The following is a 23,201-nucleotide window of genomic DNA, read 5'->3' on the forward strand; positions in this document are numbered from 1 at the left end:
CGGCGGCCTGATCATGGGCGTGATCAACAACGGCATGTCCCTGATCGGCGCGCCCAGCGAGCGGGTCATGCTGGTCAAGGGCCTGGTGCTGCTCATCGCGGTGGCCTACGACGTGTGGACCAAGCGCCGGGCGTAGCCCGGTTGGGTGTTTACGGAAAAAGATCGCAACACGACAATCGTCAACATGAGGTCGCGCGTGTTGTGCTCGGTGCTGCTCGGTGTCACCACGGTCCTGTCGGTGGTGACACCGGCGGCCGCCGAGGGGAGCGAGGTGGACTACCGCGAGTGGCGGGCCGGTGACTTCCGGCGCGGCCACTTCGAGGGCACCGCCCCCTGGCTCGGCGGCCTGGTGCTGGCCCGCCCGGCGGGGCGGGTCGAGCACGAGGCCAAGACCTACGACTACGCGCGCTGGACCTCGCCGGTGCACCGGGTGGGCTTCGCCGCCACCCAGGCCGTGGCCTCCTGGAACGCCCGCACGCCCGCGGGCACCTGGCTGCAGGTGGAGTTCCGGGGCGCGGACACCGGCTGGTACGTGATGGGCCGCTGGGCCTCCGGCGACGGCGACATCAAGCGCGCCACCGTGTCCGGCCAGTCCGACGAGCACGGCTACGTCGACGTGGACACCTACGTGGCCCGTCGGCCGCTGCGCGGCTACCAGCTGCGGGTCACCCTCTACCGGCAGGTCGGCTCGCACGCCACACCGTCGGTGTCCATGGTGGGCGCGATGGCCTCGGCCGTCCCGGACCGCTTCACCGTGCCCGCGAGCAGCCCCGGCCCGGCGCGCGGCGTCGAGCTGCCGGTGCCGCGCTACTCGCAGAACGTGCACGCGGGCCAGTACCCCGAGTACGACAACGGCGGCGAGGCGTGGTGCAGCCCCACCTCGACGGAGATGGTCGTCGAGTACTGGCGCCGCGGACCGACGCCGCAGGACCTGGCCTGGGTCAAGCCCGGCTACCCGGACCCCAGCGTCGCCCACGCCGCCCGGCACACCTACGACTACGACTACCAGGGCGCGGGCAACTGGCCGTTCAACACCGCGTACGCGGCCACGTTCGGCCTGCGCGCGCACGTGACGCGGCTGCGGTCGCTGACCGAGCTGGAGCGCTACATCGCGCGCGGCATCCCGGTGATCACCTCACAGTCCTTCCGCGAGGACGAGCTGGACGGCGCGGGCTACGGCACGGCCGGGCACATCATGGTGGTCGTCGGCTTCACCGAGTCCGGCGACGTGATCGCCAACGACCCCGCCTCGCCGTCCAACGAGGCGGTGCGCCGGGTGTACAAGAGGGCGCAGTTCGAGACCGTCTGGCTGCGCACGCAGCGGCATCTGGCCGACGGCACGGTGGGCGGCGGGTCCGGCGGCATCGCCTACATCATCGCCCCGCCCGGCCGGTAGGTCAGGTCTCCACGGGCGGCGACAGCTCACTCAGCCGCAGCCCCCACAGGCGCCCCTCGGCCTCGGTCGCGCGCGACCGGTAGTACACGAACCAACCCTCTTCGACGGAGCTCAGGTAGAACTGGCCGTCGAAGTCGACGACGTCACCATCGCGCCTGCCGGGGCACCAGGCGAACCCCCTGCCACCGCCCATGGCCCGGTCGTCGGTGCTCATGAAAACGCAACCGTTGTGAGAGCTGATGTGCTCGAAGTTGTAGAGCCCCACGTTCCCGCCGTACGGGGGCGTCAGCGGCGGCCTGGTGACCGCCTCGGCGGCCAGCCGTTCCAGCGCCGCTTGGTGCCAGGGGAACACCGCCCGGCCGATCAGGTCCCCGGAGGCCGCAGCCCAGCTCGCCGCGAACAGCGCCGGGGCGATCAGCAGCGGCCGCAGCCTCGCGAGATACCTGCGACGGCGAATGGGCGACTCCATGAGCCAGGCCAGGCAGGTCAGGGCCCACAACAGGGCCACCACGCCCCAGCCGACCAGGGCCATAACCAGCACGGAGTAGTACCCGCTCGGCACGCAGACGCCCAACAGCAACAGGCAGGCGGACGGGACGCTCCACCCCACCGACCACCACGGCGAATTCCACCATTCCACAAGACACCCCCAGAGATCATCACGTAGGACGCGCGGTCCCCGCTCGGGTTGCCCTTGACGATGCGGCGCGCATCCGATTGACTCGAAGCCCTCTGGGAGCGTTCCCAGAGCAGAGGACAAGGAGCAACGGTGCTCACCTCTCCTGTCGCGCACGGGCGTGACCACTCGCTCTGCGGCAGCCCCCGCCGCTGATCCGCCGATCCCTCCTGCCCACGTCCCCCGTGGGCAGGCGGGATCTCCTCGCCGGTTCCGCCGCCCATCAGGAAAGCGCTTACCGCCTGTAGAGGAGAACCAGTGAGAAGCCTGGCCCTGCTGGGTGCCGCGATCCTCACCGCGGCACTCGCGCACACCACCGCCCCCAGTGCCACGGCCGCCGACTGCGGAACCGGCTCGTTCAACGCCGAAGCGGTGCTCTCCGGCAGCACCTGGACCGCGCGCAACGGCAGTCGCACCGTCTACACCGGCACCAGCATGCTGGCCGCCATGCAGGCCGCGACGGGCAGCCTGACCACGGGCCGCACGTCCAAGGAGCGCGTCGTCGTGCGCGGCTCCGGCTCGATCAGCGCCGGTTCGCGGTTCTCGCTGCCCAGCTACACCACCCTCGACGTGTGCGGCACGATCAACGTCACCGGGTCCGGCTCCGGCGACCAAGCCCCGGTCTACGCGCGCAACGTCCGCGACATCGAGGTCCAGCACCTGACCCTGACCGGCGCGCCGCTGTACGGCATCTTCATCCGCAACGCCACCAACGTGGTGCTCGGCCAGATCGACATGCGGCTGTCCGCCGGGCTGGGCATCCGCATCGACAACCACGGCGACCGCGCGGTGCGCACCCGCAACGTGCACATCGACAACGTCCACGTCTCCGGCGCGAGTTCGCACGCGGTGGAGACCTACGGCGTGGACCAGTTGACCATCGGCACCGTGACCGCGCGCGACGTCGGCGGCTCGGGCCTGCTGCTCAACGACACCACCAACGCCACCATCACCACCGTGGACGGCAGCGGAGCGGGCACCGGCACCGGCTACGCCGCGTTCCGCACCGCCAACCGCAACGGCCGCATCGGCGACAGCTACCCCACCAACATCCGGGTGGGCCAGGTCATCGCCCGCGGCGGCGGGCGCGGCGTCTTCTGCGTCTCGGAGAGCGGCGGTCTGGTCATCGACCGCGTGGACATCGCGCAGACCGGCAGCAACGCCGTGCTGATCGAGAACTGCTACAACGTCACCCTGGCCGCGCAGAGCGGCACGGTGAGCGGGCCGGGCGACATCCGGCTGGCCGCGCGGTCGGAGTTCCCGGTCACCCGTGACGTGGTGGTGCAGAACCTGCGGGTCAGCAACTCGGCGATCACCGAGAACCCGTGCGGGACCAACACCACCTTCCGCAACAACACCCTGGTCGGCTCCAGCCAGAACATCTGCTCCTGACCACCGCCCGGATGCCGAATCGTCCCTACCGCACCTTCTGCCCGTGGCCACGGTGCGTTAGGTTCGCCACCACGGTGCGTGCAGTTCGCGCGGTGCGGGAGGCGATGGGTGAATCGGTACGAGCGGTTGAACGCCCTGCTCGCCCTGCTCGCCGAGCGGGGCAGGGTCGAGGTCGACGACATCGCGGACGAGCTGGCGGTGTCCGGCGCGACCATCCGCCGGGACCTCGACCACCTGGCCGAGCAGCAGCTGCTGACCAGGACCCGCGGCGGCGCCGTCGCCCACTCGGTGGCCTACGACCTGCCCCTGCGCTACAAGACCGTGCGACGCGCGGGGGAGAAGCTGCGCATCGGCCGCGCCGCTGCGCAGCTGGTCGGCCGCGGGTCCGTGGTCGGCCTCAACGGCGGCACCACGGCCACCGAGGTGGCCAGGGCGCTGGTGACCAGCGCGGAAGTCGGCGGCGCGGGCGGCGACGGCGTGATCACCGTGGTGACCAACGCGCTCAACATCGCCAACGAGCTGGCCGTGCGCCCCCAGGTGAAGCTGGTGGTGACCGGCGGGGTGGCCCGTCCCCAGTCCTATGAGCTGGTCAGCCCGCTGGCCAACAAGATCGTCGGCGGGCTGAGCCTGGACGTGACGTTCCTCGGCGTGGACGCGATCGACCCGGACGCGGGCGCGGCCGCGCACCACGAGGGCGAGGCGGAGATCAACCGGGTGCTGGCCGAGCGGGCCCGCCAGGTGGTCGTGGTGGCCGACTCCTCCAAGATCGGCGCGCGGGCGTTCGCCTCGATCTGCGAGATCGGTCGGGTCCACGTGCTGGTGACCGACACCGACGCCGACGCCGACGAGGTGCGCCGCTTCCGCGAACGCGGCGTCGAGGTCCACCAAGTCTGACCCCGCGAGTCGAACCTCCAGGCACCCCGAATTCAACATTCGCGCACCCCGACCCGCACTTCCGCGCCCTGACCGGTGCTTTCCCGCCTTCGGTCCACGCTCACGCCCCCACCCCGTGCTTTTCGCGCCCTCCGCCCCGCGCTTCCCGTGACTCGGGTAGTAGTTACCGCCCTCCCCAGCCCCGTCGGGTAGTACTTGCCGACGCACCAGGGCTGCGCGACCCGCCGTCCTTGGTGACCTGCCGCGCGGCGAGCGCACCGCCCTTGCCCCACCCCAACGACGAACTCGCGGTACCCGAGCGTTCGACTCGCGGGGGAGGGGGTCAGCTGGTGCTCTCGCGGATCTCCAGGGCGAACGGGACGTGCACCTGCTGCGGTGCCAGGCCCTCCTCGCCCGACACGCGGCGGCGCAGCAGGTCGACCGCGGCGCGTGCGATGGCCCTCTTGTCCGGTGCGATCGTGGTCAACGACGGCAGGCTGTAGGCGCTCTCCTCGTTGTTGTCGAACCCCACGATCGCCACGTCCCCCGGCACTCGCACGCCGCGCTCGGCGGCGGCTCGCAGCGCGCCGATGGCCAGCAGGTCGTTGAAGCAGAACACCGCGTCCGGCGGCTCGGGCAGCGCCAGCAGGTCTGCCATCGCGGTCGCGCCGTCGCGCCGGTGGTAGTTCAACGCCGGGGCGATCAGCTCTTCGCGCACCGGCAGCCCCGCCTCGGTCAGCGCCGACCGGTAGCCCGCCAGCCGCAGCGCCGCGGTGCCGCGCGTCGGGTGCTGCCCGATCGCGGCGATGCGGGTGCGCCCGATGGCCACCAGGTGCCGCACGGCCACCTCGGCGGCCCGCACGTTGTCGATGCCCACCCGGTCCACCGGCACGTCGACCGCGTGCTCGCCGAGCATCACCATCGGCACGCCGCCGGACAGCTCCTCGAAATCGTTGGCGTGCAGCGCTTCCGGGCTGACGATCGCGCCGTCGACCATGTGCGGGCCCAGCGCGCCCAGTGTGGCGCGCTCGCCCTCCCTGGTGCCCAGGGTCTGCTCGATGAGCACGTTCCACTCCTGGTCGTGCCCGGCGTTGATGACCAGCCCGGCCAGCTCGCCGAAGTAGGGGATGCTCAGCTCCGGCAGCACCAGGGCCAGGAAACCGGTGCGGCCGCGGCGCAGGTTGCGCGCGCCGACGTTGGGCCGGTAGCCGGTGGCGGCCAGGGCCTCCTCGACCCGCCGCCGGTTCTCCGGCTTCACGAAGGCGTAGCCGTTGACGACGTTGGACACCGTCTTCACCGACACGCCCGCGAGCTCGGCGACGTCCTTGAGGGTGGCGGCCACCATCAGCCCCCTTCGGCTGGCAGGCAGGAGAAGCGTGGCACGAGTGTAGCCGTGCGTTAGAAGGGTTTACAACGTTGTGCCAACGATGTAAAAGTGGTTCGACCATTGTGACGCGGGTAACGCCGCCCGGTCCACCGAGGAGCGAAGACCATGTCCCTCGCCCGCCCCGCCGTCGTGGCCACCGCCGTGCTGGCCGTCGCGCTGACCTCCTGCACCAGCCGGGAAACCCAGTCCACAGGCCAGAGCAGCGGTGGTCCGGCCGCCTCGGCCGCGGCCGTGCAGTCCTCCGGTCCCGGCTGCACGCTCGCGCAGACCGGCTACCCGAAGGTCGACGTCAAGGACGCGATCATCGGCTTCTCCCAGTCGGAGAAGGAGGCCAACCCGTTCCGCACCGCCGAGACCCAATCCATCCGGGACGAGGCGGCCAAGCTGGGCATCCCGGACGACAAGCTGCTGGTCACCAACGCCCAGAGCGACCTGAACAAGCAGATCAGCGACATCAAGTCGCTGCTGGACCGGGGCGCGCAGCTGCTCGTCGTGGCGCCGCTGAACTCCGACGGCCTGCAGCCCGCACTGGACGCGGCCAAGGCCAAGAAGGTCCCGGTGATCACCATCGACCGCAAGGTGACCTCCCAGCCCTGCGCCGACTACCTGACCTTCATCGGCTCCGACTTCGTCGAGCAGGGCAAGCGCGCCGCGCGGCAGATGGCCAGGGTGACCGGCGGCAGCGGCAAGGTCGCCATCCTGCTCGGCGCCTCGGGCAACAACGTCACCACCGACCGCACCAAGGGCTTCAAGGACGAGCTGGTCAACACGCCGGGCCTGACCGTGGTCGCCGAGCAGACCGGCGAGTTCGACCGCTCCAAGGGGCAGGCGGTGATGGAGCAGCTGATCCAGAGCAACCCCGACATCACCGCGGTCTACGCGGAGAACGACGAGATGGGCATCGGCGCGGTGACCGCGCTGCGCGGCGCGGGCAAGCAGCCGGGCAAGGACGTCAAGATCGTCTCGGTGGACGGCACCCAGAACGCCGTGCGGATGATCGCCGAGGGCAGCTACAACGCGGTCATCGAGTCCAACCCGCGCTTCGGCCCGCTGGCCTTCCAGACCCTCCAGCGGTTCGCCGACGGCGAGGAGGTCCCGCCGACCGTGGTCATCTCCGACGACGAGTACGACGAGACCAACGCGGCGCAGAAGCTCGGGAACGCGTACTGACGTGGACCCGGTGCTGGAGGTAGTCGACGCCACCAAGGAGTTTGGTGGCGTGCGGGCGCTGGACGGCGTGTCGTTCGCGCTGCGGCCGGGGGAGGTGCACGCCCTGGTCGGCGAGAACGGCGCGGGCAAGTCGACGCTGATCAAGGTGCTGACCGGGGTGCACCGCCCCGACTCGGGGCAACTGCGGCACCGGGGCGAGCCGGTGGTGTTCACCCGGCCCGCGCAGGCGCAGCAGGCCGGGATCTCCACGATCTACCAGGAGGTCAACCTCATCCCGCTGATGAGCGTGGCGGGCAACCTGTTCCTCGGCCGCGAGCCCCGCAACCGCTGGGGGCTGGTGGACCGCGCCAGGATGAACGAGATGGCCGAGCGGGTGCTGGCGGGCTACGGCATCCGGGAGGACGTCCGCCGCCCGCTGGGGACGCTGGCGGTCGGCGCGCAGCAGATGGTGGCGCTGGCGCGGGCCGTGGCCACCGACGCGCACGTGGTCATCATGGACGAGCCCACCTCGTCGCTGGAGCCGCGCGAGGTGGAGACCCTGTTCGGCGTCATCGAGGAGCTGCACCGGCGCGACATCGCGATCGTCTACGTCAGCCACCGGATGGACGAGCTGTACCGGATCTGCGACCGGGTCACCGTGCTGCGGGACGGCAAGCACGTGCACACCGGTCCGCTGGCGGAGCTGCCGCGCATCGAGCTGGTGTCGATGATGCTGGGCCGCGAGGTCGGCGACATCCGGGCGCACGGCACCACCGGGTTCGGCGAGGACCACCACGCGGGCCGGGAACCGGTGCTGCGCGCGGAGCACCTGGCCAGCGGGCAGCGGCTGCGGGACGTGTCGCTGACCGTGCGCCCCGGCGAGGTGGTCGGCTTGGCCGGGCTGCTCGGCTCGGGCCGCAGCGAGACCGCGCGGGCCATCGTCGGGGCGCTGCCGCTGGACTCGGGCACCGTGCTGCTGGGCGGGAAGTCGTTGCCGCGCGGCGACGTCGCGGCGGCCGTGCGGTCCGGGGTGGCGCTGCTGGCCGAGGACCGCAAGGCCGAGGGCATCGTCCCGAACCTGTCGGTGCGGGAGAACATCGTGCTGGCCGCGCTGCCGAGGCTGTCGCGGTTCGGCGTGGTCAGCCGGGCGCGGCAGGACCGCGTGGTGGAGACCTTCATGCGCAGGCTGCGGATCAAGGCCTCCAGCCCGGACCAGAAGGTCGCCGAGCTCTCCGGCGGCAACCAGCAGAAGGTGCTGCTGGCGCGGTGGTTGTGCACCGAGCCGAAGGTGCTGCTGCTGGACGAGCCCACCCGCGGCATCGACGTGGGCGCCAAGGCCGAGGTGCAGGCGCTGGTCGACGAACTGGCCAAGGAGGGCCTGGCGGTGCTGCTGATCTCGTCGGAGATGGAGGAGCTGGTCGACGGCGCGGACCGGTTGGTGGTGCTCAAGGACGGCGCGGTCGTCGACGAGCTGGTCGGCGAGCAGGTCACCGAGGGCAACGTGCTGGCGGCGATCGCGTCCGGGGGTGAGCGGCGGTGACCATCGCGCTGGACCGGGCCCGCACGACGCGGTGGCTGCAGGAGTACGGCGTCTACGCCGCGGTGGTCGCCCTGCTGCTGTTCAACATCGCCTTCACGGCGAACTTCCTGTCGGTGGGCAACTTCCGCACCCAGCTGGTGCAGGCCGCGCCGGTGTGCATCGTCGCGCTGGGCATGGCGCTGGTGATCGGCACCGAGGGCGTGGACCTGTCCGTCGGCGCGACCATGGCGCTGGCCGCCTCGCTCATCCCGCTCTACCTGGGCGCGGGCCCCGCGCCCGCGATCGCCATGGCGCTGCTGGCGGGCCTGCTCGCGGGCACGTTCAACGGCTTCCTGGTGGCCTACCTGGGCATCCAGCCGATCGTGGCGACACTGGCCCTGCTGGTCGGCGGGCGGGGCCTGGCGCTGGTCATCGCCAACGGCCAGCTCGTCCAGCTGCACGACCCGGCGTTCCTGGCGCTGGGCACCGAGGACGTGCTGGGCGTCCCGGTCGGCGTGCTGGTGGCGGGCGTGCTGGCGGTGCTGGTGGCGCTGCTGGTCGGGCGCACCACGTTCGGCCGCGCGCTGGTGGCGGTCGGCGGCAACCGGGCGGCGGGTGTGCTGGCCGGGCTGCCGGTGCGCCGCGTGCTGCTGGGCGTGTACGCGCTGTGCGGCGTGCTGGCCGCGGTGGCGGGCGTGCTGTCCACCGCGCGGCTGAGCGCCAGCGACCCGGCCGACATCGGCCTGCTGATGGAGCTGTCGGCCATCACCGCCGTGGTCGTCGGCGGCACCCCGCTGACCGGCGGCCGGGTGCGCATCCTGGGCACCGTCATGGGTGTGGTGCTCATGCAGCTGGTGCGCGCCACGCTGATCAAGCACAACCTTCCGGATTCGACCGCACAGATGGTGCAGGCGGCGATCATCGTCGTCGCCGTCTACGTCGCGCGTGAGCGGAGCAGCCGATGACCGCCCAGATGACCGCACCGCCCGAGACCCCGGCCAAGCCTCGGCGCGAGCTCGTGGCCTCGGTGCTGCAGCGGCAGGGGGCGGCGATCGCGCTGGTGGTCGTGGTGGCCGTGGCGTGGCTGGCGTTCCCCCGCTTCGGCAGCCCGGACAACCTGCGCGACCTGGCGCTGCAGAGCTCGTTCCTGGCGGTGATCGCGCTCGGCATGACGTTCGTGATCATCACCGGCGGCATCGACCTGTCGGTCGGCTCGCTGTACGCGCTGGGCGGCGTGCTGGCCGCCTACGGCTCGCAGTGGGGCTTCCTGGCCGCCCTGCTGCTGCCCCTGCTGGTGTGCGGCGCGATCGGTCTGGTCAACGGCCTGCTGGTGGCCAGGACGGGCATGGCGCCGTTCATCGTCACGCTGGCCTCGCTGCTGTTCGCCAGGGGCCTGCTGCTGGCCATCACCGACGAGGGCTCCACCACCTACCAGATCGCGCCCGGCTCGGCCTTCCTGGAGCTGGGCCGCGGCACGGTCTTCGGGTTCGGCTACCCGGTGTTCATCGCCGCGGCGCTGTGCCTGCTGGGCGGTCTGGTGCTGCGCCGCACCAGGTTCGGGCAGTCGGTGTTCGCCACCGGCGGCGCCGAGCAGTCCGCGCTGCTGATGGGTGTCCCGGTGGCCCGTACCAAGATCGCGGTCTACACGCTCAGCGGTGTGCTGTCCGGGTTCGCGGGCGCGTTGACGGCGTCCTACCTGCAGTCCGGCGTCACGGTCATCGGCGTGGGCACCGAGTTGGACGCCATCTCCGTGGTGGTCATCGGCGGCACGCTGCTGACCGGCGGCGCGGGCACCGTGCTCGGCACCGTGATGGGCGTCGGGCTGCGCAACGTGATCCAGAACATCATCAACCAGATCGGGACGCTCGACAGCAACTACCAGTCCGTGGTCAGCGGCGCGTTCCTGCTCGTGGTCGTCGTGCTCCAGCGGTCCCTGGTACGTCGCCGATGAGCCGCTGACGACCGACGGGCGCGCAACCCTTCCCTGCTCACAACGGAGTGACCATGCGCAAAGCCCTCGGTTCCCTGATAACAGCGCTGGCGCTGGCCTCGGCAAGCGCCGTGGCGCTCGCGCCCGGCGCGTCGGCGGCCACCTGGCAGCCCAAACCGGCACCGCTGACCACGCCGTGGACCGCCCAGGTGTCGCCGACCAACGCCCTGCCCGAGTACCCGCGCCCGCAGCTGGCGCGGCCGGACTGGCTCAACCTCAACGGGGTGTGGGAGTTCGCGGGCGCGGCGAACCTCGACAACCCGCCGATCGGCAGGCCGCTGGCCGAGGGCGTGCTGGTGCCCTACCCGGTCGAGTCGGCGCTGTCGGGCATCAAGCGGCACGAGGACAACATGTTCTACCGCCGCACGTTCACCGTCCCGGCGAACTGGAGCGGCCGTCGCGTCAAGCTCAACTTCGGCGCGGTCACCTGGGAGACCAGGGTGTGGGTCAACGGCGCCAGCGTGGGCGCGCACACCGGTGGCTTCGACGCCTTCTCCTTCGACATCACCAACGCCCTGCGCAGCGGGACCAACGAGATCGTCATTGGCGTGGCGTCCACTGTAGACGGACAGCGCTACCCGGTCGGCAAGCAGCGCCGCAACCCCAGTGGCATCTGGTACACGCCCGCGTCGGGCATCTGGCAGACGGTGTGGCTGGAACCGGTCAGCGCCAACCACATCACCCGCCTGGACACCACCCCCGACGTTCCGGCGGGCGTGCTCGACCTGGTGGTGCGGGGCACCGGGGGCCAGCAGGTCCGCGCCGAGGTGCTCTCCGGCGGCGCGGTGGTCGGCACCGCGACCGGCGTGGTCGGCGCGCACCTGAGGGTGCCCGTGCCCAACGCCAGGCTGTGGTCGCCCGACGACCCGTTCCTGTACGACCTGCGCGTCACGATGCCCAACGGCGGCGACGTGGTGACCGGCTACTTCGGCATGAGGTCGCTGGGCAAGGCCGTGGTCGGCGGGGTGACGCGCCCGCTGCTCAACGGCGAGTTCGTGTTCCAGCTGGGCACCCTGGACCAGGGGTACTGGCCCGACGGCGGCTACACCGCGCCCACCGACGCGGCGCTGCGCTGGGACCTGGAGCGGCAGAAGGCGCTGGGCTTCAACATGGTCCGCAAGCACATCAAGGTGGAACCCGCGCGCTGGTACTACCACGCGGACCGGCTGGGCCTGCTGGTGTGGCAGGACATGCCGTCGCTGGACTCGGTGGACGACACGACCGCCGCGGGCCACGCCAACTACGAGGCCGAGCTGCGCCGGATCGTCGAGCAGCTCAAGGGCATCACGTCCATCGTGCAGTGGGTGCCGTTCAACGAGGGCTGGGGCGAGTACGACGCGGGCCGCATCGTGAACCTGGTGCGCTCGCTGGACAACACCCGCCTGGTCAACCACAACTCGGGGTCCAACTGCTGCGTCTCCGACCCGGATCCGGGCAACGGCGACGTCATCGACGACCACGCCTACCAGATGTCCGGCGGCACGCGGCTGCCCGACGCCAACCGGGTGGCGGTGCTGGGCGAGTACGGCGGACTGGGCAGGCGGATCGCGGGCCACGAGTACCAGCCCGGCGCCGGGTTCGCCTACGGCGAGCTGTACCCGGACGAGACCTCGCTGACCAACCGGTACGTGGAGATCACCAGGGAGGTCGGCAGGTTCGTGCACACCCGCGGCCTGTCCGCGTCGGTCTACACCGAGCCCTACGACGTGGAGAACGAGGTCAACGGCTTCTACACCTACGACCGCCAGGTGCTGAAGATGGCCGAGTCGCGGGTGCGGGCGGTGAACCAGCAGGTGCTGGCGATGGCGCGCGGCACGGAGGTGCTCCGCGGCGAGGCGGTGTCGTTGCGCGTGACGACTCCCGGTTACACCGACCGCCACCTGCGCCACCAGGGTGGTCTTGGACGCACCGACGTGCTCGGCGGCGATGTGGCGCTCAAGGACGGCACGTTCTGGGCGCGCCCCGGCCTGTCCGACGCGGCCTGCCTGTCGTTCGAGTCGCGCAACTTCCCCGGTTCCTACCTGCGCCACTCCGGGTACCGGGTGCGGTTGGACGCCAACGACGGCTCGGCGACCTTCGCGGGCGACGCGACGTTCTGCGCCCGCGCGGGCGCGGGCGGCACGGCCCTGGAGTCGCGCAACTTCCCCGGCCACTTCGTGCGCCACTACGGCGAGCAGGTCTACATCGCCCGTCGGGGCGGCACCAACCCGTGGGACTCCGGGGCGAGCTTCGCGGCGGACACCACGTGGGCGGTGGCGATGCCGCTGTGGCGCAGCGGTGCGGACCTGCCGCTGGACCAGGCGCGGTCGTTCCAGGTGACCACGCCGGGCTTCACCGACCGGTACCTGCGCCACCAGGACGGGCTGGGGCGCACGGACGTGGTCGGCGCCTCCAGTGCGGCGCTGCTGAAGGCGGACGCGACCTTCGTCGTCCGGCGCGGGCTGGCCGACCCGTCCTGCTACTCGTTCGAGGCGCGCAACGCGGCGGGCTCCTACCTGCGGCACTCGGCGTTCCGGATTCGCCTCGACGTCAACGCGAACACCGACCTGTTCCGGCGGGACGCGACCTTCTGCGCCCAGCCCGGCGCGGGCGGGGTGCGGTTGGCCTCGGTGAACGAGTTGGGCGGCAATGTCCGCCACTACTCGGAGGAGGTGTGGGTGGCGACCAACGGGGGAGCGCACGCCTATGACAACCCCGCTTCCTACGCGCAGGACGTGAGCTGGGCGGTCACGGCCCCCTGGGCACCGTGACGCGCGCCGGCGGGGCTGCCGGTGCGCCGCACCGGCAGCCCCGCCGGACCGGCGTTCAGAGCCGGGGCACCGGGCGTTCCACGCCCGCGCACCAGACGCGCTCCACCGCCCTGGTCGCGGTGATGTCGGCGATCGGGTCGCCCGCCACGAGGACGAGGTCGGCCCGCTTGCCGGGTTCGACGACGCCGCGATCGTCGAGGCCGAAGTGCTTCGCGGGCAACGTGGTCGCCGCGCGCAGCGCATCCACTGTGGACAGGCCGGCGGCCACCAGCAGTTCCAGTTCCCGGTGGATGCTCCCGCCGTGCGGGATCGGGGCGGGCGCGCCGGGCGTCGTGTTGGCGTCGCTGCCCGCCAGCACCGGCACGCCCGCGCGGTGCAGCGCGGTGACGCTCGCCCGCGCCGGGTCGTAGGACAGGCCCCGCCGCTCGGCGACCGCGGACATCATGACCAGCGTGGGGATCGCCACCCGGCCCTCGGCGGCCATCCGGGCGGCCGTGGTGCCGTCCACGGCCACGTCCAGCGGCACGTGGGTGATCACGTCGACGCCCGCCCGCAGCGCCAGGTCCACGGCGCCGGAGGTCACGGCGTGGGCCACGGTGCGCCTGCCCAGTTGCCGCGCGGCGGCCGCCAGCGCGGCCAGCACGGCCAGGCGGTCGGGCTCGCCGGGGGTGGGCGGCTCGACCAGGAGCTTGATGTGGTCGGACCCCTCGGCCACCCGGTCGGCCACCCACCGGCGGGCCGCCTCGGGGTCGGTCACCGTCGCTTCCGGCGGGAACGCCGCCAGCAGCGGGTGCTCGCCCGGCGGCAGCGCGGGCATCCCCGCGCTGCGCAGGTCGGTCAGCCCGCGCAGGCCCCGCAGGGCGGCGGTGCGCGACGGCGGCCAGGCGGCCATGTCCAGCGCCGTGGTGATCCCGTGATCGCTCAGCGATTCCAGTTCGCCCACGTCCACCACGTGCACGTGGGCGTCGATCAGGCCGGGGAGCAGCACCGAACCCGCGCAGTCGACCACGTGCGCGCCCGAGGCGTCGGCGCCGATCCAGCCGCCGTCGAGGACGACCGTGCCGGGGGAGCGCAGCCGCGTGCCGTCGAAGACGCGCACGTTCGTCAGCGCGGTCCTGCGCGGTCGGTCGGGGGAAGCCATTCGGCACCTCCACAGCGTCAACAATGTTGACGGTCAACCTAGCAGGGCGTCAACTAGATTGACGATATGGCCGATGACCTGGAGCAAGCCCGGACCACGATCGCCGAACTGCTGCGCGAGGGCGTCCGCTGGGCCGGGGACCGGCTCGCGGAACGGGTGCTCCAGCCGGGCGAGCCCGTGCTCAGCGCGGGCGCGCGGCTGGTCATGGCGCACGTCGTCGGCGAGGGCGTGAGCACCGCGCAGCTGGCGCGCAAGCTGCGGGTCAGCAGGCAGCACGTGCACGCGCGGGTCAAGGAACTGGCCGCGGCCGGGCTGGTCGTGGTGGAACCGGCGCCGGGCTCCCAGCGGGAGAAGGTCGTGCGCGCCACGGCGGCCGGGGAGGACCGCCGCGGCCGGGCGCTGGCCGAGCTGCGGCGGCTGGACGACGAGATCGCCGACCGCGTCGGCCGCGACGACCTGGAGCACCTGCGGAGCACCCTGCGCAGGCTGCTGGACCGCTGACTGTCCGGCGGACAGAGTGACCGCTTGGTCTGGACGACCGCGGGGGGTGTGCGCGAGAGTCGGAACGCCCGCACACCGCGGTCGCCTGACAACGTTGTCACACAGAGAGGCCCTGCACATGCCCCTCCGCAGACGCAGCAGCGCCGCACTGCTGGCCGCCGCGCTGGTCGTCGGCACCGCGACGCCGACCGGCGCACAGCCCGCCGAAGACCCGGTCGACCTGGTCAACCCGTTCGTCGGCACGCAGAACTTCGGCAACACCTTCCCCGGCGCCAGCGCCCCGTTCGGCATGGTCCAGGTCAGCCCCGACACCGGTGGCCAAGGCGGCTACGACTACCAGCAGAACGCCATCCACGGCTTCAGCCAGACGCACCTGTCCGGCGTCGGCTGCGGCGTGATGGGCGAACTGCCCGTCATGCCCACCACCGGCCCCGTGGACAACGTCGACCCCAACGCCTACCGCTCCACCTTCAGCCACGACGACGAAGAGGCCGAACCCGGCTACTACCGGGTGGGGCTGAGCCGGTACGGCATCAACGCCGAGCTGACCGCGACGCCGCGCACCGGCTGGCAGCGCTACACCTTCCCCAGCACCGGCGCGGCCAACGTGCTGTTCAACACCGGCAAGGCCAACCAGCAGGTGCTGGACTCCGAAGTGCACGTGGTGGGCGAGCGCACCATCGAGGGCCGGGTGCGCGCCGGGCGGTTCTGCGCGGGCCAGGACGAGCACACCGTGTACTTCACCGCCCAGTTCGACCGCCCCTTCACCAGCTTCGGCACGTGGCGCGGCAGCACCCCCGCGCCCGGCTCCCGCGACGCGGCGGGGCAGGGCGGCAACGGCGCGTGGGTGGGCTTCGACGCCACCACCGACCGCGACGTGGTGCTCAAGGTCGGCCTGTCCTACACCGGGGTCGAGGGCGCCCGGCGCAACCTGGCCGCGGAGACCGGCGACTCGTTCGACTTCGACGCCACGCGCGCGAAGCTGCGGCAGACCTGGGCCGAGCAGCTCGGCGCGATCCGGGTCGGCGGCGGTCCGGTCGAGCGGCGCACCGCCTTCTACACCGCGCTCTACCACTCGGTGCTGCACCCGAACCTGGCGGGCGACGTGGACGGCCGCTACGCGGGGTTCGACGGGAAGACCCACGTGGCGCAGGGCTTCACGCCGTACCAGAACCTCTCGCTGTGGGACACCTACCGGCCGCAGAACCAGCTGCTGGAACTGCTCGAACCCGAGGTGGCGCGGGACGTCGCGCTGTCGGTGGTGGCCGCGGGCCGCGACGGCGGCTGGCTGCCCAGGTGGGCGCTGGCCAACAGCGAGACCAACATCATGACCGGCGACCCGGTGACGCCGTTCCTGGTGGAGGCGTGGTCGCGCGGCCTGCTGGCGGGCCACGAGCAGGAGGCGTACGACCTGCTCAAGCGCAACGCCACCAGCACCCCGCCCGCTGACTCGCCCTACAACGGCCGCTCGGGCGTGGAGCACTACCAGGAGCGCGGCTACATCCCGTCCGGCCTGACCCTGGGCACCGACTGCGCGCACAAGGGCGGCGACAACGACTGCGTGCACCCGGCGTCGGCGACGCTGGAGTACGCGGCGGCCGACGCTTCGCTGGCGGTGATGGCCAAGGGCCTCGGGCACGACGACGACGCGCGGACCTTCGCCGCGCGCGGCCAGTGGTACCGCAACCTGTGGGACTCCGCCACCGGCCACTTCCGCCCGCGCACCGCGGACGGCACCTGGCTCACGCCGTACAACCCGGTCGACGCCGCGCACCAGTTCCACGAGGGCGGCGCGTTCCAGTACCAGTGGCTGGTGCCGCAGGACCCCAACGGCCTGGTGGACCTCATGGGCGGCAAGCGCGCCGTGGAAAAGCGGCTGGACCAGTTCTTCGTCTACGACAAGCTGCTGACCGATCCGGCGGGCACCGTGCGGACCGACTGGATCACCCAGCCCTACGACTACTACGGCAAGCCGACCTACAACCCCAACAACGAACCCGACCTGCTCGCGCCGTACGTGTACCTGTCGGTCGGCGCGCCCGCGAAGACCGCGACCGTGGTCCGCGCGGCGATGACCCTGTTCACCACCGGCCCGGACGGCATGACCGGCAACGACGACCTGGGCACCATGTCGGCGTGGTACGTGTTCTCCTCGCTGGGCCTGTACCCGACGATGAGCGGCGGCGACTTCCTGGCGCTGTCCAGCCCGCAGTTCCCCTCGGCGACCGTGCGGACCGGGCGCGGCACGCTGACCATCTCCGCGCCGGGGGCCAGCGACGCCAACCGGTACGTGCAGCAGGTCTCGCTCAACGGGCGCGACGTGCGCAAGACGTGGCTGGACTGGGACGACGTGGAGCGCGGCGGCAGGCTGACCCACCGGCTGGGCGAGCGCCCGTCGGACTGGGGCACCCAGCCGGGCGCGGAGCCGCCGTCGGTCAACCGGGCCCAGCCCGACTCCCGCAGGCACGTGGACGCGGCGCTGCGCCCGGCCTCGGCCGTCCTGCCGACCTCCTCGACCGGGCAGACCGCGAACTTCACCCTGGACGTGCTGGGCCAGTCGCCCGGCGTGCTGCCGGTGTCGGTGACGGCCACCGCGCCGCAGGGCTGGCAGGTCGACACGAAGCCGCTGAGAATCAGGTCCGACCGGCTGCCGGTGCAGCAGGAGGTCGCGCTGCCGGTGAAGATCCCGGCGGGCACCCCGGCCGGGCGGTACGAGGTCGTCGTGACCGTGCGCGGTCCCAACACCGTGACCGCGAAGGCGGCGGTGGAACTGCGCGCGGCGGCCGGTTGCGCGATCAGTCGTGACGGGTTCTGCGCCGTGGACCTCGGCGCGGAGTACGACCACGACGGCACCGCCACCGCCGCCAACCCCGACGAGGGCGACTTCGACGGCTCGGGGTGGAGCTACGACGCCGCGCTGCTGCCCACCGGCGAGGTGACCTGGGGCGGCGTGACCTACGCCGCGCCCGACCCGACCGGCACCGCGCCGAACTTCGTCGAAGCGCGGGGCCAGGCGGTGCTGCTGCCCGCCGGTCGGCACGCCGCGCTGCACGTGGTCGCCTCGTCGCACAACGGCCCGGTGGCCACCGCGGTGTCCGTCCGCTACACCGACGGCACCACCGCCGAACTGCCGATGACCGTCGGGGACTGGGCCAACACGGGGGCCGAGGTGGCGCTGGAGATGCCGCACCGCATCAAGGCGGGCCAGGGCGTGGACGGTCCGCCGGTCCGGTTGTTCGCCCACCACCTGCCGCTGGACGCGGGCAAGGCCGTGCAGTCGGTCGCCCTGCCCGACGACCCGAGGGTGGAGGTCTACGCGATCACCCTGCGCTGATCCGGGTCGTGGTGCTGCCGGACCCGTCGTCCGGCAGCACCGCGGCGGACCAGGTCGGACCTATCTGTCCCCGCTGCGGGGGACGTTTGCCGATCATTCATCCAAAAGTGCGCAGCTGCGTGCGATTCTCCCGGTGTGCGGTCACCCTGCGCCGCCGCATCCGGGAGAGGACACCTGATCGTGCGTACCCGACGGCTGACACCCTGGCACCCGATCGCCCTGTTGACCGCCATCGCCGCCCTGAGCGCCGCCCTGCTGCTGCCCACCACCGCCGCGTCGGGCGCGACCCCGCTGACCGTCGCCCAGGCCATCGCGCAGCAGAACGGGGCCTCGGCCACCGTGCGCGGCTACGTGGTCGGCCAGCCCACCGCGACCTCCACCGTGGTGCGCTCGAACTTCCCGTCCGACTACGCGCTGGCGCTGGCCGACTCGCCGAGCCAGACCGCCACCGGCCAGATGCTCTACGTGCAGATCACCTCGGCCTTCCGGGCGTCGTGGGGGCTGCGCTCCAACCCCGGCCTGCTCGGCAAGCGCGTCGACGTGACCGGGCCGCTGGGCGCGTACTTCTCCCATCCCGGCCTGACCTCGCCCACCGCGTTCGCGCTCGCGGACAGCGCGCCGACCACGACGACCACCACCACGACCACTACGACGAGCACCCCGTCGGGCGGCTACGACTCGACCTACTACCGCGATGCCATCGGGCGCAGCGGGCAGGCGCTGAAGTCGTCCCTGCACACCATCATCCGCACCCACACCAAGCTCAGTTACGACCAGGTGTGGGACGCGCTGAAGTCCACCGACCAGGACCCGAACAACCCCGCCAACGTCGTCCTGCTCTACAGCGGCCGGTCGCAGAGCAAGACGGCCAACGGCGGCGGCGCCGACGACTGGAACCGCGAGCACGTCTGGGCCAAGTCCCACGGCGACTTCGGCACCGCCACCGGCCCCGGCACCGACCTGCACCACCTGCGCCCGGAAGACGTGTCGGTCAACGCCAACCGGGGCAACAAGGACTTCGACAACGGCGGCTCGGCGGCGACCGAGGCGCCCGGCAACTACACCGACGCCGACTCGTGGGAGCCGCGCGACGCGGTCAAGGGCGACGTCGCGCGGATGATCTTCTACATGGCGGTCCGGTACGAGGGTGGCGACGGCTTCCCGGACCTGGAGCTCAACAGCAGCGTCGGCAACGGCACCGCCCCCTACCACGGCAGGCTCCCGGTGCTGCTGCAGTGGCACGCCCAGGACCCGCCGGACGCCTTCGAGAAGCGCCGCAACCAGGTCATCTACGACACCTACCAGCGCAACCGCAACCCCTTCGTCGACCACCCGGAGTGGGCCGCGGCGATCTGGGGGTGAGCTCCGACCGGCCGGTTGGCATTGCGCTGGTCGGCCGTGCGGAGTGGCGCACCGGAGGCGTCCGGCGGTCGGGTCGCGGTGCTGGTGATCACCCGCGTGCTGCACCGCAGCGCCCGGCAGGCCGCGAGGTCGCCCGGCAGCGGGACCGGCGGCTGAGCTTCGCGGACAGGCTCGGCGCGACCCGACTGCGCAGGCTCTTCGCCGGGAACGACGTGCCGGACCCCGCTGGCGCACGAGATCGCGGCCTGCGTCGACGTGGCCGAGCGGCGCGGTGTCGCTGGCGATCAGCGGCGCGGCCGTCGAGGTCCCCACCGAGGTGCGGCGGGAGCTGACCGGCCCGGTGGTGGCGGCCCTGTCGGGAGGACGGGTCGAGGTGGAGTGCGGCGCGTACGGGGAGCACACGCGGATGGAGGGCAGGGGCGGGTGGGTGCGGTGGTCGTGGACGACCACCCGGCGGTGCGCGCGGGCATCGCGCACCGGCTGTCGTCGGGCACGCCGCCGATCCGGCGCGAAGTACGAGACCTGCGTGCTCCAGGCGGCCCGCGAGGGCTCGAAGGTCGCCGCCGCGAGCTACGACAAGGGCGACGGCTACGACAAGTCGCCGGTCATCTGGAAGTGAGCCGCCCGCCGCACCCGGCCGGGTGAGACGGCGGGAGTTCCCGGCGTTCGGCGCGCGGGCGCGGGGGTGTGTCGGGACCATGTCGACACCGGTGTTCCGCCGGTGGGTGGGAGGCTGGACATGGGCACGCCGCACCGCGCGACCCCGTTGGCCGAGGACGCCGTGCGCCACTACGAGGGCGGGGCGCTGGCGAGCATCGAGCACACCCGGCACGGCCGGGTGCGGCTGGTGCAGTACTTCGACCGCGCCTGGCCGGACGAGGAGCTGCCCCGGCGGCACCGCGAGCGCTACGGGGACACGGCGTTCGAGGTGCTGACCGCGCCACGCCCGGTGAGCGGGGGAGCGGTGCGGTCGGTGCTGCGCTTCGACGCCTCCGGCGCGCTGGTCGAGGTCGCCGAGCTGGAGACCGACACCTGCGGCCAAGCACGGGCCGAGGTGCGCCGCAAGTCGAACGGGACGTTGCGGGAACGGGTCGAGTACGTGCGCGATGATGCGGGCGCACTGCTGCGCACCCGCATCATCGGACCGGACGGTGCTCTCCTCCGCGAGGGGTAATCCCTAGCCCGAATGGGTGAGAGTCGGCGGAGATCGTCAAGTTCCCCGCCCGGAATGTCGATAGGTGATCGACGGGGTTCCGGCACGCGCCCGGAACCCCGTTTCCGCGATCAGCTCGCCGGGACGGTGTCGACGTGGTCGACGCCCGAGGAGCGGTAACCCGCCACCCTGCTCTGCACCTCCGCCGGGCTGAGCACCTGGTTCCTGGCGAAGTAGACCCAGTCGACCTGCTGCTGGTAGGCGCGCTCGCCCGAGCCGCCGACCAACCCGTCCGCGATGAACCACAGGTTGAAGTTGATCGACATCGGCGTCTCCGGGTAGTACTTGTCGCCGTGATCGGCCACCAGCGCGCCGTCCACGTAGTACTTCACCCGTCCACCCGCCACCTGGATCACCAGGTCGTGCCAGCCCGCGAAACCGCGCCGCTGCGCCGAGTGGATGTTGTCGGCCACCCACGGGTCGGGCTGGTAGGTCTCCCAGGTGGTCTCGAACAGCGTGCTGGAGGACTCGCCCCACCCGCCGTTGGGCAGGTACTCGAAGTCCATCTCGCCGTAGTCGGGGTCCATGGGCCGGTTCAGCGGCGTGATGGTGAAGAAGGTCTCCACCACGTGGTCGCCGTCCACGCCGCGCACCGGCGCGTCGGTGAACTGCACCCGCGCCGCGTAGGTGCCCTCGAAGAACTTCCGCCGGTGGTACACCTCGGTCTGCTTGGCGCCGGAGCCGTTGGTGGACGACTCCAGCCGCAGCACCTTGTTGCCGTTCACCGTCGGGAAGCTCACCTGCGAGGGCACCCACTGCGCGTTGGGCAGGCCGGGCCCGCCGCTGCCCGAGCGCACCGTCCAGCCGCGCTGGGCGATCTTGGCGTCGGTGTGACCGGCGTAGTTGAAGTCGTCGAACAGGGCGGGCCCGTCGGCGAGGAAGGAGTGGTCGGCGGCCGGGGCGCTGGGGGCGGTCACCAGCGCGGCTGCCGCCGCCACGGCCGCGGCGGCAGCCGCGGTCTTGCGTGTGGACAAGGTGTTCTCCTCGTGTCAGCAGGGTGGACAGGGGGAGTGCTGTCGGTCTTCTCCTCATCGGTCGGGGGCGCGGCGCGGCACCGGCAGGGAGCAGCGCGACGCCACCGCGGTGAACAGTAGCGTGATCATGAAGCCGACCGGGTGCGGCGTCCACGACGGGCGGCCACCGGCGCTCCGGCTGTAGCGTTTGCCCACTCGGTCGGGTGGGAGCGGATGTGGACGGGTACGGATTCACCCTCGCGCTGGTCGCGGTGCTGGTGCTGCTCAACGCCGTGTTCTCGGGCAGCGAGATGGCGCTGATCTCGCTGCGCGAGGGACAGTTGCGCGCCCTGGAGCGCGACGGCCGCGCGGGCGCCCGCACGCTGGTCAAGCTGGCCCGCGACCCCAACCGGTTCCTGGCCACCATCCAGATCGGCATCACCCTGGCCGGGTTCCTGGCCTCGGCGACCGCCGCGGTGGCGCTGGCCCGGCCGGTGGTGCCGCTGCTGTCCTTCCTGGGCGGCGCGGCCGACGCGGTCGCGGTGGCCCTGGTGACCGTGGTGCTGACGTTCCTGACCCTGGTCTTCGGCGAGCTGGCGCCCAAGCGGCTGGCCATGCAGTACTCCCTGCGCTGGGCGCTGCTGGTGGCCCGCCCGCTGGACCTGCTCTCGACCATCTCCCGCCCCGCCGTGTGGACGCTGAGCGCGTCGACCAACGCGGTGGTGCGCCTGCTCGGCGGCAAACCCGAGGCCGAGTCCGAGCAGATGTCACCGGAGGAGCTGCGCGAACTGGTCTCCGCCCAGCGCGGCCTCAACACCGAGCAGCGCATGATCATCAACGGCGCGCTGGAGATCCACGAGCGCAGGCTGCGCGAGGTGCTGGTGCCCCGGCGGGCGGTGATGACCCTGGCCGCCGAGACCGACGTGGCCGCCGCGCGGGCCGAACTGGCCGAATCCGGCCACTCCCGCGCCCCGGTCGCCCGCGGCGGGCACCTGGACGACGTGATCGGCGTGGTGCACCTGCGCGACCTGCTCGACGACTCGGCGCTGCTGGTGGACGTGGCGCGGCCCGCCACGGTGTTCCCCGACTCGCTGCGCGTCTCCGACGCGCTGCGGCGGTTCAAGGCCGAACGCGAGCAGCTGGCACTGGTGGTGGACGAGCACGGCGCGGTCGCGGGCATGGTCACCCTGGAAGACCTGCTGGAGGAGATCGTCGGCGAGATCTACGACGAGACCGACCGCGACGTGATGGCGGTGCGCAGCACCGCCGACGGCTCACTGGTGCTGCCCGGCGCCTTCCCCGTGCACGACCTGGTCGACCTGGGCGTGGAGCTGCCGGAAGCCCCCGAAGGCGACTACGCCACCATCGCGGGCCTGGTGCTGGTCCTGCTCGGCCGCATCCCCGAGCGACCCGGCGACCGCGTCTCGGTGTCGGGCTGGACGATCGACGTGCTCGGCGTGGAGCACCACGCCATCACCTCGGTCCGGCTGCGCCAGCAGGCACCCGCACCCACGGACGGGTGAACCGCGTCGTTTCGCCCTTGATCGCACGGGTACGCCACCGGC

At 72.1% G+C, this 23,201-nt stretch carries 18 protein-coding genes and 2 pseudogenes; 16 read left to right on the forward strand and 4 right to left on the reverse strand.

From position 1 onward, the window contains the following. Window positions 1-136: pseudogene (locus IEZ00_RS37310) on the forward strand (sugar ABC transporter permease); the annotation flags it as partial. Window positions 137-184: 48 nt separating this feature from the next. Continuing rightward, window positions 185-1,396 (forward strand): C39 family peptidase, encoded by a 1,212-nt coding sequence (locus IEZ00_RS29285; protein ID WP_189226590.1) that lies wholly within the window; start codon window positions 185-187, stop codon window positions 1,394-1,396. 1 nt (window position 1,397) lies between these two features. Here IEZ00_RS29285 and IEZ00_RS29290 read toward each other — a convergent pair whose 3' ends face one another. Beyond that, a complete protein-coding gene (locus IEZ00_RS29290; RefSeq protein WP_189226591.1) occupies window positions 1,398-2,006 on the reverse strand; it encodes a hypothetical protein in 609 nt (202 codons plus the stop codon). Between the two features lie 324 nt (window positions 2,007-2,330). Here IEZ00_RS29290 and IEZ00_RS29295 point away from each other — a divergent pair, with 324 nt between their 5' ends. After that, window positions 2,331-3,464 carry a right-handed parallel beta-helix repeat-containing protein gene (locus tag IEZ00_RS29295; RefSeq protein WP_189226592.1) on the forward strand — a complete coding sequence of 378 codons (1,134 nt, stop codon included), beginning with the start codon at window positions 2,331-2,333 and terminating at the stop codon, window positions 3,462-3,464. Window positions 3,465-3,572: 108 nt separating this feature from the next. After that, a complete protein-coding gene (locus tag IEZ00_RS29300) occupies window positions 3,573-4,358 on the forward strand; it encodes a DeoR/GlpR family DNA-binding transcription regulator (RefSeq protein WP_189226593.1) in 786 nt (261 codons plus the stop codon). Window positions 4,359-4,680: 322 nt separating this feature from the next. On the opposite strand, the gene IEZ00_RS29305 is transcribed toward IEZ00_RS29300, so the two are convergent. Next, window positions 4,681-5,679 (reverse strand): LacI family DNA-binding transcriptional regulator, encoded by a 999-nt coding sequence (locus IEZ00_RS29305; protein WP_189226660.1) that lies wholly within the window; start codon window positions 5,677-5,679, stop codon window positions 4,681-4,683. Between the two features lie 150 nt (window positions 5,680-5,829). Between IEZ00_RS29305 and IEZ00_RS29310 the strand changes: the two genes are divergently transcribed. The 5 genes from IEZ00_RS29310 to IEZ00_RS29330 are packed head-to-tail and all read left to right on the forward strand — an operon-like array spanning window position 5,830 to window position 13,132. Continuing rightward, window positions 5,830-6,894 (forward strand): ABC transporter substrate-binding protein, encoded by a 1,065-nt coding sequence (locus tag IEZ00_RS29310; protein ID WP_189226594.1) that lies wholly within the window; start codon window positions 5,830-5,832, stop codon window positions 6,892-6,894. Between the two features lies 1 nt (window position 6,895). Continuing rightward, window positions 6,896-8,413, forward strand: a complete 1,518-nt coding sequence (locus IEZ00_RS29315; protein WP_189226595.1) for a sugar ABC transporter ATP-binding protein — start codon at window positions 6,896-6,898, stop codon at window positions 8,411-8,413. Continuing rightward, window positions 8,410-9,357 (forward strand): ABC transporter permease, encoded by a 948-nt coding sequence (locus tag IEZ00_RS29320; RefSeq protein WP_189226596.1) that lies wholly within the window; start codon window positions 8,410-8,412, stop codon window positions 9,355-9,357. Before IEZ00_RS29315 ends, IEZ00_RS29320 begins: the two co-directional genes overlap by 4 nt. A gap of 8 nt (window positions 9,358-9,365) precedes the next feature. After that, entirely contained in the window at window positions 9,366-10,343 is a 978-nt protein-coding gene (locus tag IEZ00_RS29325) for an ABC transporter permease (protein ID WP_189226661.1), read from the forward strand. A 53-nt stretch (window positions 10,344-10,396) separates the two neighbouring features. Then, the gene (locus tag IEZ00_RS29330) at window positions 10,397-13,132 is read left to right on the forward strand and encodes an AbfB domain-containing protein (RefSeq protein ID WP_189226597.1); all 2,736 of its coding nucleotides are present in this window, start codon (window positions 10,397-10,399) and stop codon (window positions 13,130-13,132) included. Between the two features lie 55 nt (window positions 13,133-13,187). Here IEZ00_RS29330 and IEZ00_RS29335 read toward each other — a convergent pair whose 3' ends face one another. After that, window positions 13,188-14,273 carry an amidohydrolase family protein gene (locus tag IEZ00_RS29335; protein ID WP_189226598.1) on the reverse strand — a complete coding sequence of 362 codons (1,086 nt, stop codon included), beginning with the start codon at window positions 14,271-14,273 and terminating at the stop codon, window positions 13,188-13,190. Window positions 14,274-14,339: 66 nt separating this feature from the next. Between IEZ00_RS29335 and IEZ00_RS29340 the strand changes: the two genes are divergently transcribed. The 6 genes and pseudogenes from IEZ00_RS29340 to IEZ00_RS29360 all read left to right on the forward strand — a co-directional run bounded on the left by IEZ00_RS29340 (window position 14,340) and on the right by IEZ00_RS29360 (window position 20,644). Then, window positions 14,340-14,774: a MarR family winged helix-turn-helix transcriptional regulator gene (locus tag IEZ00_RS29340; protein WP_189226599.1), complete on the forward strand. Its 435-nt coding sequence runs from the start codon at window positions 14,340-14,342 to the stop codon at window positions 14,772-14,774. A gap of 118 nt (window positions 14,775-14,892) precedes the next feature. After that, on the forward strand, window positions 14,893-18,108 hold the full coding sequence (locus IEZ00_RS29345) for a GH92 family glycosyl hydrolase (RefSeq protein WP_189226600.1): 3,216 nt from the start codon (window positions 14,893-14,895) through the stop codon (window positions 18,106-18,108). Window positions 18,109-18,288: 180 nt separating this feature from the next. Then, window positions 18,289-18,699 (forward strand): annotated as a pseudogene (locus tag IEZ00_RS37885) (DUF6359 domain-containing protein); the annotation flags it as partial. Beyond that, window positions 18,688-19,470, forward strand: coding sequence for an endonuclease I family protein (locus IEZ00_RS37320; RefSeq protein ID WP_373293221.1), 783 nt, complete (start codon window positions 18,688-18,690; stop codon window positions 19,468-19,470). The pseudogene IEZ00_RS37885 and the gene IEZ00_RS37320, both read left to right, overlap by 12 nt. Before the next feature lie 271 nt (window positions 19,471-19,741). Further along, window positions 19,742-20,089: a hypothetical protein gene (locus IEZ00_RS37325; RefSeq protein ID WP_229796200.1), complete on the forward strand. Its 348-nt coding sequence runs from the start codon at window positions 19,742-19,744 to the stop codon at window positions 20,087-20,089. Window positions 20,090-20,209: 120 nt separating this feature from the next. Beyond that, window positions 20,210-20,644, forward strand: a complete 435-nt coding sequence (locus IEZ00_RS29360) for a hypothetical protein (protein WP_189226602.1) — start codon at window positions 20,210-20,212, stop codon at window positions 20,642-20,644. Between the two features lie 110 nt (window positions 20,645-20,754). Here IEZ00_RS29360 and IEZ00_RS29365 read toward each other — a convergent pair whose 3' ends face one another. Then, window positions 20,755-21,657, reverse strand: a complete 903-nt coding sequence (locus tag IEZ00_RS29365) for a glycoside hydrolase family 16 protein (RefSeq protein WP_189226603.1) — start codon at window positions 21,655-21,657, stop codon at window positions 20,755-20,757. A gap of 215 nt (window positions 21,658-21,872) precedes the next feature. Between IEZ00_RS29365 and IEZ00_RS29370 the strand changes: the two genes are divergently transcribed. Further along, window positions 21,873-23,159, forward strand: coding sequence for a hemolysin family protein (locus tag IEZ00_RS29370; RefSeq protein WP_189226604.1), 1,287 nt, complete (start codon window positions 21,873-21,875; stop codon window positions 23,157-23,159). Window positions 23,160-23,201: the final 42 nt, after the last annotated feature.

It is taken from the genome of Saccharothrix coeruleofusca (genome assembly GCF_014648515.1).
GTDB lineage: Bacteria > Actinomycetota > Actinomycetes > Mycobacteriales > Pseudonocardiaceae > Actinosynnema > Actinosynnema coeruleofuscum.

Excerpts from the sequence above, each read along its gene's own strand:
- IEZ00_RS29285 (WP_189226590.1), top strand. The coding sequence starts at position 185 with ATGAGGTCGCGCGTGTTGTGCTCGGTGCTGCTCGGTGTCACCACGGTC.
- IEZ00_RS29310 (WP_189226594.1), top strand. The coding sequence starts at position 5,830 with ATGTCCCTCGCCCGCCCCGCCGTCGTGGCCACCGCCGTGCTGGCCGTC.
- IEZ00_RS29325 (WP_189226661.1), top strand. The coding sequence starts at position 9,366 with ATGACCGCACCGCCCGAGACCCCGGCCAAGCCTCGGCGCGAGCTCGTG.
- IEZ00_RS29330 (WP_189226597.1), top strand. The coding sequence starts at position 10,397 with ATGCGCAAAGCCCTCGGTTCCCTGATAACAGCGCTGGCGCTGGCCTCG.
- IEZ00_RS29335 (WP_189226598.1), bottom strand. The coding sequence starts at position 14,273 with ATGGCTTCCCCCGACCGACCGCGCAGGACCGCGCTGACGAACGTGCGC.
- IEZ00_RS29340 (WP_189226599.1), top strand. The coding sequence starts at position 14,340 with ATGGCCGATGACCTGGAGCAAGCCCGGACCACGATCGCCGAACTGCTG.
- IEZ00_RS29345 (WP_189226600.1), top strand. The coding sequence starts at position 14,893 with ATGCCCCTCCGCAGACGCAGCAGCGCCGCACTGCTGGCCGCCGCGCTG.
- IEZ00_RS29360 (WP_189226602.1), top strand. The coding sequence starts at position 20,210 with ATGGGCACGCCGCACCGCGCGACCCCGTTGGCCGAGGACGCCGTGCGC.